General features: G+C 50.2%; 2 rRNA genes. Both read right to left on the bottom strand.

Annotated features, from left to right (window positions below):
- Nucleotides 1–123, bottom strand: a 23S ribosomal RNA gene (locus KJS58_RS24795); the annotation flags it as partial.
- Nucleotides 124–471: 348 nt separating this feature from the next.
- Nucleotides 472–1,135, bottom strand: a 16S ribosomal RNA gene (locus KJS58_RS24790); the annotation flags it as partial.

Genomic DNA, 1,135 nt, shown 5'->3' with positions numbered 1-1,135 from the left:
CCCATTCGGACATCCCCGGATCAAAGCTTGCGTACAGCTCCCCGAGGCAGTATCGTTGTTCGCCACGTCCTTCATCGGCTCCTAGCGCCTAGGCATCCTCCGTGTGCTCTTAATAGCTTAACCATATTGTTCGGTGTTTTGTCTCCTTCGCTCCACTTGTTTTGCTTACGCAAAGCCAAAAGTCGCTCACGATCCAAAAACCTCACTCAGCAATCTATTAATCTTCACTTGTTTAACACAAGTTCAGCTTAAAGGATATTTCTAAAATCGCAAAATTGTTTCGTTATCTAGTTTTCAAAGAGCAACTTTGTTGCGACCATAAAATTCTCGGTCCATCACGAAAAGTGTGGATGAAATTTTATGACTTGATTTTGAGAGATTAAACTCTCAAAACTGAACAACGAGTGAGTGTGCTCGGAAGCTTAGCTTCCGTATTTGAATGTTTCCGTTTCAGGAAACGATTCTCCATAGAAAGGAGGTGATCCAGCCGCACCTTCCGATACGGCTACCTTGTTACGACTTCACCCCAATCATCTACCCCACCTTCGACGGCTGGCTCCTTGCGGTTACCCCACCGGCTTCGGGTGTTGTAAACTCTCGTGGTGTGACGGGCGGTGTGTACAAGACCCGGGAACGTATTCACCGCGGCATGCTGATCCGCGATTACTAGCAATTCCGACTTCATGCAGGCGAGTTGCAGCCTGCAATCCGAACTGAGACCGGCTTTTAAGGATTTGCTCCACCTCGCGGCTTTGCTGCCCGTTGTACCGGCCATTGTAGTACGTGTGTAGCCCAGGTCATAAGGGGCATGATGATTTGACGTCATCCCCACCTTCCTCCGGTTTGTCACCGGCAGTCACCTTAGAGTGCCCACCCGAAGTGCTGGCAACTAAGATCAAGGGTTGCGCTCGTTGCGGGACTTAACCCAACATCTCACGACACGAGCTGACGACAACCATGCACCACCTGTCTCCTCTGTCCCGAAGGAAAGGTCTATCTCTAGACCGGTCAGAGGGATGTCAAGACCTGGTAAGGTTCTTCGCGTTGCTTCGAATTAAACCACATACTCCACTGCTTGTGCGGGTCCCCGTCAATTCCTTTGAGTTTCAGTCTTGCGACCGTACTCCCCAGGCGG

The sequence above is a fragment of the Paenibacillus sp. J45TS6 genome, assembly GCF_018403285.1.
GTDB lineage: Bacteria > Bacillota > Bacilli > Paenibacillales > Paenibacillaceae > Paenibacillus.
The sequence above is the reverse complement of the archived record's forward strand: the minus strand, read 5'-3'. Positions and strand labels throughout refer to the sequence as shown.